This window comes from Conyzicola sp., assembly GCF_046714715.1.
GTDB lineage: Bacteria > Actinomycetota > Actinomycetes > Actinomycetales > Microbacteriaceae > Conyzicola.
Window position 1 is genome coordinate 22,223 of sequence record NZ_JBKKAD010000162.1, and the last position, 8,123, is coordinate 30,345.

Annotated in this window: 7 protein-coding genes and 1 pseudogene; 5 read left to right on the forward strand and 3 right to left on the reverse strand. The window is 68.9% G+C overall.

Annotation, left to right across the window (positions count from 1 at the left end):
- Positions 1 to 144: 144 nt before the first annotated feature.
- A complete protein-coding gene (gene leuA / locus ACLQ6X_RS12150) occupies positions 145 to 1,911 on the forward strand; it encodes a 2-isopropylmalate synthase (RefSeq protein ID WP_411700411.1) in 1,767 nt (588 codons plus the stop codon).
- A 358-nt stretch (positions 1,912 to 2,269) separates the two neighbouring features.
- Here leuA and ACLQ6X_RS12155 read toward each other — a convergent pair whose 3' ends face one another.
- Positions 2,270 to 2,953 carry a trimeric intracellular cation channel family protein gene (locus tag ACLQ6X_RS12155; RefSeq protein ID WP_411700412.1) on the reverse strand — a complete coding sequence of 228 codons (684 nt, stop codon included), beginning with the start codon at positions 2,951 to 2,953 and terminating at the stop codon, positions 2,270 to 2,272.
- 73 nt (positions 2,954 to 3,026) lie between these two features.
- Positions 3,027 to 3,752, reverse strand: coding sequence for an SDR family oxidoreductase (locus ACLQ6X_RS12160; RefSeq protein WP_411700413.1), 726 nt, complete (start codon positions 3,750 to 3,752; stop codon positions 3,027 to 3,029).
- Between the two features lie 70 nt (positions 3,753 to 3,822).
- On the opposite strand from ACLQ6X_RS12160, the gene recO reads away from it, so the two are divergent.
- The 3 genes from recO to ACLQ6X_RS12175 all read left to right on the forward strand — a co-directional run bounded on the left by recO (position 3,823) and on the right by ACLQ6X_RS12175 (position 6,507).
- A complete protein-coding gene (gene recO, locus ACLQ6X_RS12165) occupies positions 3,823 to 4,554 on the forward strand; it encodes a DNA repair protein RecO (protein WP_411700414.1) in 732 nt (243 codons plus the stop codon).
- The gene (locus ACLQ6X_RS12170; protein WP_411700415.1) at positions 4,551 to 5,360 is read left to right on the forward strand and encodes an isoprenyl transferase; all 810 of its coding nucleotides are present in this window, start codon (positions 4,551 to 4,553) and stop codon (positions 5,358 to 5,360) included. Before recO ends, ACLQ6X_RS12170 begins: the two co-directional genes overlap by 4 nt.
- An 88-nt stretch (positions 5,361 to 5,448) precedes the next feature.
- Complete coding sequence (locus ACLQ6X_RS12175) at positions 5,449 to 6,507, forward strand: Gfo/Idh/MocA family oxidoreductase (protein WP_411700416.1); 1,059 nt, start codon at positions 5,449 to 5,451, stop codon at positions 6,505 to 6,507.
- Positions 6,508 to 6,648: 141 nt separating this feature from the next.
- Here the strand turns inward: ACLQ6X_RS12175 and ACLQ6X_RS12180 are convergent, their stop codons facing one another.
- Positions 6,649 to 7,605, reverse strand: a complete 957-nt coding sequence (locus ACLQ6X_RS12180; protein ID WP_411700417.1) for a LysR family transcriptional regulator — start codon at positions 7,603 to 7,605, stop codon at positions 6,649 to 6,651.
- 70 nt (positions 7,606 to 7,675) lie between these two features.
- On the opposite strand from ACLQ6X_RS12180, the pseudogene ACLQ6X_RS12185 reads away from it, so the two are divergent.
- Positions 7,676 to 8,123: pseudogene (locus tag ACLQ6X_RS12185) on the forward strand (aminotransferase); the annotation flags it as partial.

The following is an 8,123-nucleotide window of genomic DNA, read 5'->3' on the forward strand; positions in this document are numbered from 1 at the left end:
TCGGCGGAGGGGAGTGGTACCCTGAAATCGTGTTGTTCGGTCTGCTTCTCCTTAGCTGCCGCGACGAGTCCTAACCTTCAGGCCTCCCTCGTCGCGGTGTTCGTTGTCGGCTGACCACTTACAAGAGCGAGAGATACAGAGACCATGAAGAACACGCAACAGCCCTCCGGCATGCCGATCCACAAGTACCGCCCGTACCACGAGCAGCTGGCGGTCGATCTGCCCGACCGCACCTGGCCCTCGAAGCGCATCACGCAGGCCCCGCGCTGGTGCGCCGTCGACCTGCGCGACGGCAATCAGGCCCTCATCGACCCGATGAGCCCCGAACGCAAGCGCATCATGTTCGACCTCCTGGTGAAGATGGGCTACAAGGAGATCGAGGTCGGATTCCCCTCGGCCTCACAGACCGACTTCGACTTCGTGCGCAGCCTCATCGAAGAGAACCTGATCCCCGACGACGTCACCATCCAGGTGCTGACGCAGGCGCGCGAGACGCTGATCAACCGCACCTACGAGTCCATCGCCGGCGCCAAGCAGGCCATCGTGCACCTCTACAACTCGACGAGCGTGCTGCAGCGCGACGTGGTGTTCCGCACCGACAAGCAGGGCATCATCGACATCGCGCTCGAGGGCGCGCGCCTCTGCCGCATCGCCGAGGAGACCGTTCTCGAGGTCGACGTCTACTACGAGTACTCGCCCGAGAGCTACACGGGCACCGAACTCGACTTCGCCCTCGACATCTCCAACCGGATGGTCGACGCCCTCGGGGGAACCCCGCAGCGTCCCGTCATCCTGAACCTGCCGGCGACCGTCGAGATGGCGACGCCCAATGTCTACGCGGATTCGATCGAATGGATGTCACGCAACCTCGCCCGGCGCGACAGTGTGATCCTCAGCCTGCACCCGCACAACGACCGCGGCACCGGCATCGCCGCGGCCGAACTCGGCTACCTGGCCGGGGCGGACCGCATCGAGGGCTGCCTCTTCGGAAACGGCGAGCGCACCGGCAACGTCGACCTCGTCGCCCTGGGGATCAACCTGTTCACGCAGGGCATCGACCCGCAGATCGACTTCAGCGACCTCGATGAGGTCAAGCGCACCGCCGAATACTGCAACCAACTGCCGGTGCCCGAGCGGAGCCCGTGGGCGGGAGACCTCGTCTACACGGCGTTCAGCGGCTCGCACCAGGACGCCATCAAGAAGGGCTTCGAGGCCATGGCCGCCGACGCCTCGTCGCAGGGCGTCGAGGTCGACGACCTGGTCTGGGCCGTTCCCTACCTGCCGATCGACCCGAAAGACCTCGGGCGCAGCTACGAGGCGGTCATCCGCGTCAACTCGCAGTCGGGCAAGGGCGGCGTCGCCTACCTGCTGAAGACCGACCACGCGCTCGACCTGCCGCGCAAGCTGCAGATCGAGTTCTCGGGCGTCGTGCAGGCGAAGACCGACGCAGAGGGGGGCGAGGTGACGAGCGCGCAGATCTGGGAGATCTTCCAGGACGAGTACCTGCCCGCGCCCGTCGAGCGCCCCGAAGACAAGTGGGGACGCTTCGAGCTCACCCGCACGCGCACGGCCAGCGACCTCGACGGTGCCGTGGCGCTGCAGACGGTGCTGCGTGTCGGCGACGAGGTCATCAACGCGGATGCGACCGGCAACGGGCCGATCGCCGCGTTCCTGAAGATCATGGCCGAGCAGGGCGTCGAGGTGAAACTCTTCGACTACGTCGAGCACGCCCTCAGCGCGAGCGGCGACGCCTACGCGGCGTCCTACGTCGACCTCAACGTCAACGGCGTGCGCCTCTGGGGCGTCGGCATCGACGCGGACATCTCGACGGCCTCACTGAAGGCCGTCGTCTCGGCCGTCAACCGCGCCGTGCGAGCGTCGGCCGACGACCGCGAGCTGGCCACCGTCTAGCTGGCCCGCGCGCGCCAGCCCAGTCCAGCCAACCCGGCCGCCTTTCCACCGGGCCGCTCTTTCGGAAATTCAGGACTTCCCGTCGATGAGCCGTCGGCCGCCCCCGTAATCCCGGGGCGGTCGCCGGCCCATGCGCATCCATCTCCTGAATTTCCGAAGGTTCGCGTCTCGGCTGGCGGCGGGTAGGGCACCCGCGGGCCGGCTCGGTGCCGCCCCATTCGGAAATTCAGGATGTCACGTCGCTGGGCCGTTTCGCGTTCCCTGAATCCCGGGGGTGGGCAGACGGGCGGATGCCGCGGCTCCTGAATTTCCGAAGAAGAGGCGGGTAGGGGCTCCGGCGACGTGACGGCCCGCGGGCTCAGCGGCGGAAGCGGCGGAAACTGCGGAAGCGCCTGAGCGTGGGGAGGCGCTCGAGGCGGCGCTGTTCGGGCAGGCTCCAGTTGAACAGGACGGCGAGCACGCGCACGCCGAATGTGACGATCACGCAGACGACCGCGGCGACCGTGACGTTGACGCCGAAGGCCACGAGCACGACCAGGCTCGAGGTGCCGGCCAGGGCGGCGATCGCGTAGAGGGATCCCACCTGCATGATGGCGATCGGCAGGTTGAGCAGCAGGTCGCGCAGCACAGACCCGCCGACCGCCGACAGGGCACCCACGAAGACGGCAGGCACGGGCGGCACGCCGATGGCGAGCGCCTTCGTCGTTCCGATCGCTCCGAAGAGGCCGATCGTGAGCGCGTCGAGCACCGTGATCACCTTCGACAGCCGGTTGAACACGCGCTCGAGGAACATGCCGATGAGGGCCGCGATCACCGCGGTCGGCAGGTACCAGTTGCTCTGCATCGCGGCCGGCAGCTCGTTGAGCAGCAGGTCGCGCAGGATTCCGCCGCCGAACCCGGTCGCGATTCCGATCACGGCGACCCCGAGCAGATCGAGCCGACGGTCGCGGAACTGGGCGGCGAACAGCGCACCCTGGAGGCTGCCGATGCCGATGGCCAGGATGTCCGCCCAGGCGGGGATGAAAAAGGCGGCTTCTGTCACGAGACCATTCTCGCCGTTGTGCGGGCCGCGCGTGGAACGTGCGCCACGGCGGAAACTCAGCCGACGGAACCCATCACAGCGAGGCGAGATAGGCGGCGAAGGTTCGGCCGCCCGAGCGGTGGTGCGGCACGAGGTGGTGTCCGGCGGCGAACGCGGCCCACGTCTCGCCGGGCAGGTCGAAGTCGACGATCGGCTTGCGCCAGCCGAACCGGCGGCTCACCTCCCGAGCCAGCTCGTGGCCGGCGAGCACCGAGGGCCCGCCGACGTCGGCGACCCGCCCGCGCGGCGCGCCCTGGGCGAGGTCGGCCAGCCGCACCGCCACCTCGCGCACGTCGATCGGCTGGATTTTCAGCCGGGGCGCCAGCAGCACCGGCGACAGGCGCTGGCCGAGAAACGGTGCCGCGGCGAAGGAGTGGAACTGAGTGGTGCGCAGCACGCTCACACCCAGGCCGCTGTCGAGAACCGCCCGCTCGGCCGCGAGCTTGCCCACGTAGTAGGGGAACGGGATCTGGTCGATTCCCACGATCGAGATGAACACGAGCCTCTGCACCCCCTGCCGGTGCATCGCGTCGATGAGCAGGCCGGTCTCGCGCGGCTGGTCTTTGCCCGCGGCGAGGTGCACGACGGTGTCGACCCCCTTGAGCGCGGCGTCGAGCCCGTCGCCGCGGGTGAGGTCGCCGGTGCGGAAGCCCGGATGTTCCCTCCGGCTCAGCACCTCGGTGGTTGCGTCGCGCGACCGCAAGCGCGGCACGAGTTCCCGGCCGAGCGTTCCGGTGCCGCCGGTTACGAGAATGACCATGTGCGTGTTCCTTGTCTCTCGCGCCTGTGCGTCTCGCCTCCATTCTGCTGGCAGCGCCGATAATAGGTAAGTGCCCCTTTACCGTGATGAAGCCGTCGTGCTGCGAACCCACAAGCTGGGCGAGGCCGACCGCATCGTCACGATGCTCAGCCGCAACCACGGCAAGATCCGCGCCGTGGCCAAGGGAGTGCGCCGCACCGCGAGCAAGTTCGGCGCGAGGCTCGAACCGTTTATGGTCGCCGACGTGCAGCTGTTCGAGGGCCGCAGCCTCGACATCATCACCCAGGCGGAGTCGCTCGGCTCGTACGGCGCCGAGATCACGGCGGACTACGGTAGCTACACCGCCGCGAGCGTGATGGTCGAGACCGCCGACAAGATCACCGACGACGACGGATCACTGCAGCAGTACCTGCTGCTCGTCGGGGCCCTGCGTTCGCTCGCCCGCCGCGAGCACCACTCGAGCGTGACCCTCGACAGCTACCTGCTGCGGTCGCTGTCGATCGCCGGCTGGGCGCCGAGTTTCGTCGACTGCGCCGTGACCGGCGCACCGGGCCCGCACACCGTATTCGTGGCGCAGCTCGGCGGCGTCGTCGCCGACGAGGTCGCCCCGCCCGGATCGCCGAGGCTCGAGCTCAAGACGCTCGAACTGTTGGCCGCGCTGCTCACCGGCGACTGGGCGGTGGTCGAGACATCCGATGAACGTCACCAGAGCCAGGCCAGCGGTGTCGTCGCCGCCTACACGCAGTTTCACCTCGAGCGCACGCTGCGCTCGCTCCAACACGTCGATCGGTCCACCGCATGAAGTTCATCAAACCCGGAATGACCCACGCCGACGCCGTGGACTTCAAACCGGTGGACTGGACGGGCGTCTACCCGCCTGTGATGGACAAGCGCGCCGTGCCCGAGCACGTCGCCATCGTGATGGACGGCAACGGCCGCTGGGCCAACGGCAAAGGCCTCACCCGCATCGAGGGCCACAAGGCGGGGGAGGCGAGCCTGCTCGACGTCGTCGCCGGCGCGATCCAGCTGGGAGTGAAACACCTCAGCGTCTACGCCTTCTCCACCGAGAACTGGAAGCGCAGCCCAGACGAGGTGCGGTTTCTCATGGGGTTCAACCGCGACGTGCTGCACCGCCGCCGCGACCAGCTGAACGACTGGGGCGTGCGCGTGCGCTGGGCCGGACGCAAGCCGCGGCTGTGGGCGTCCGTGATCAAAGAGCTGCAGTTCGCCGAGCGGCTGACCGCCGGCAACAGCGTGCTCACGCTCACGATGTGCGTGAATTACGGCGGACGACAGGAAATCACGGATGCCGTGCGCGCCCTGGCGGAAGACGTCGCGGCCGGTCGGCTGAAGCCCAGCGGCATCACCGAGAAGTCGATCCAGAAGCAGCTCTACACGCCCGACCTGCCCGACGTCGACCTGTTCGTGCGCAGCTCGGGCGAGCAGCGCACCAGCAACTTCATGCTCTGGCAGAGCGCGTACGCCGAGATGGTGTTCCTCGACACCCTCTGGCCCGACTTCGGCCGGGAGCAGCTCTGGGAGGCGGTCACCCTGTACGCCAACCGCAACCGGCGCTTCGGCGGCGCCATCGACGCGCCGACCGCTTAGCCGGTTCGCCAGCGGTTGCACCGCGGAGAACACGGGCCCGGGCTGGCGCGGGGCGCATCCGAATCCCGCCGCTCGCTATTGTGGACGGATGTCCTCTTCCACTCCCATCCGCACCGGCATCATCGGCTACGGCCTCTCGGGCCGCGTGTTTCACGCGCCGTTCATCGAGACAAACGCCGACTTCTCGCTCGACCTGATCGCGACCGGCAATGCCGACCGTCAGGCGCAGGCGCGCGCGAACCACCCCGGCGCGACGATCGTCGACACCCCCGAGGCGCTGCTCGAGCGGGTGGGCGAGCTCGACCTGGTGATCCTCGCCTCGCCTCCGCAGGCCCACCTCGCGCAGGGACTCGCCGCGCTCGAGGGCGGCGCGGCCGTCGTCGTGGACAAGCCGTTCGTGCCGTCGGTGCTCGACGCGAAGAAGCTCATCGCCGCGTCGGAGGAGGCCGGAAACGCGCTCATCGTCTTCCAGAACCGCCGCTGGGACGGCGACTTCCTCACGATCAAGAAGCTCATCGCCGAGGACGCACTGGGCACCGTGCACCGGTTCGAGTCGACGTTCGAGCGCTGGGGCCGGCCGAAGCCGGGACTCTGGCAGGAGACCACCACGATCGAGCAGGGCGCGGGAATCACCTTCGACCTCGGCAGCCACCTCATCGATCAGGCGCTGCACCTGTTCGGCCCGGCCACCGTCGAACAGGCCGAACTGCGCGTCGTACGCGGGGGAGTGAGCGAAGACGACTCGTTCATCTCGCTGCTGCACACCAGCGGCGTGCGCTCGCACCTGACGATGAGCCGGGCGGCCGCGCAGAGCGGACCGCGCTTCCGGGTGCTCGGCGACAAGAGCGGCTATTCGGTGCACGGGCTGGACAACCAGGAGGCAGCGCTCAAAGAGGGGCGCTGGCCGGGCAGCGAAGGCTACGGCGTGACGCCGCCCGCCGACTGGGGGATGCTCGGCATCGACGGTTCCGAGGAGGGCCTCGCGGCCTACCCGACGTCGCTCGGCGCCTACCCGGAGTTCTACGCCGGCGTTGCGGCCACCGTTCGCGACGGAGCGCCGTCGCCGGTCGACCCGCGCGACTCGCTCGAGGTCGTGCGCATCATCCAGCGCGCGCAGGAGATAGCCGCGAGCGCACAGCAGCTGTAACACCCGCCTGTTTCGGAAATTCAGGATGTCGCGTCGATAGCTACCGTGACACGCCGCGGTTCGGCGCTCGCACCGACGCGCATTCCTGAATTTCCGAAAAGTTCTCTGAGCGGCCGGGCCGGCGTGCCGGTGGAGCCCTAGCTACCCCCGCGCCGCCACCAGGCCCCAGTCCGTTCCGTCGAGCGCCTGCAGTACGGCGCCGGTCGCGGCGAGGCTGGGCACGCGGCGGGCGCCGTCGTTCGCGATCGCCTGAATGCTGCGCACGCTCCGCGGCGAGTGCGGCCGGATCACCGCCCCCACCGGCAACGTCGCGGTCGCGAGGGCCAGCCGCGGCAGCATCGCGACGCCGAGTCCGCTCGCGACCATGTTCATGACCGCGCTGGCGTTGTCCGTCTCGAAGGTGATCGTGGGGGCGAACCCGGCCACCTCGCAGACGGCGAGAAGGTGGCCTCGGCACCGCGGACATCCGGCAATCCACCGCTCGCCCGCGAGCATCGCCACGTCGATCACGTCGTGCGACGTGAGCGGATGCCGCGACGGGATCACCACCACCATCTCCTCGGTGAAGAGCGGCTGCATGGTGAGGCCGCTCGCGCTGTCGCCGTGCGGGTCGGCGCGGTCGCCCGGGTAGCTGAAGGTGATAGCCAGGTCAATGCCGCCGTCGCGCAGCAGCTGCACGGCCTCGGGCGGTTGCGCCTCGATGTAGGTGACCGTGATTCCCGGATGGCCGGCCGCGAGCGCCGCGAGCAGGCGGGGCACGATCGTCGACGAGGCGGTCGGGAAGGCGGCCAGCCGCACGTTTCCCGTGCGCAGACCCGCGAGGTCGGCGAGGTCGCCCTCCGCCGCGTCGAACGCCGACGTGATGGTGAGCGCGTGCCGCGCCAGCACGGTGCCGGCCTCGGTGAGCCGCACGGATCGGCCGACCCGGGTCACGAGCGCCATGCCCAACCGCACCTCGGTGCGCTGCAGGTGCTGGCTGATCGCGGGCTGGCTGTAGCCGAGCGCGCGGGCGGCCGCGGTGATGCTCCCCGTTTCCGCGATCGCGCGCACGATGCGCACCGACTGCAGGTCGAGTCGCTGGTCAATTTCGGTTGCCATAACAAGATGTTATCGGTTGCATCCGAAGTATGCTCTTGTTGCATGTGTTCGGGTCGCGCATGCTGGACGCATGTCGATCGCCACCACCGTCTCACCCTCCCTCGCCGACGCGATCGCGAGCTTCGAAGCGCCGCGCCTCTACCTCGGGGCCGCGTCGATCGGCCTGCCGACGCGGGAAACCATCGCGGCGCAGAAAGCGGACCTCGACCTGTGGTCGGCGGCGAACCGCTTCCCGATGGACTACGACCTGATCATCGGGCGCACCCGGGCCAGCTACGCGTCACTCGTCGGCGTCGCCCCCGACCGCGTGGCTACCGGATCGCAGACCTCCGTCATCACGAGCCTGCTCGCCGCCGCCGTTCCGGACGGCGCCGAAGTGCTCTGCGTCGACGGCGACTTCTCGTCGATCGTCTTCCCGTTCCTGCAACGCCGCGGTATCGTGGTGCGATCGGTGCCGCTCGATGCGATCGCCGGAGAAGTCACGGATGCCACGTGGCTGGTCGTGTTCTCGCACATCC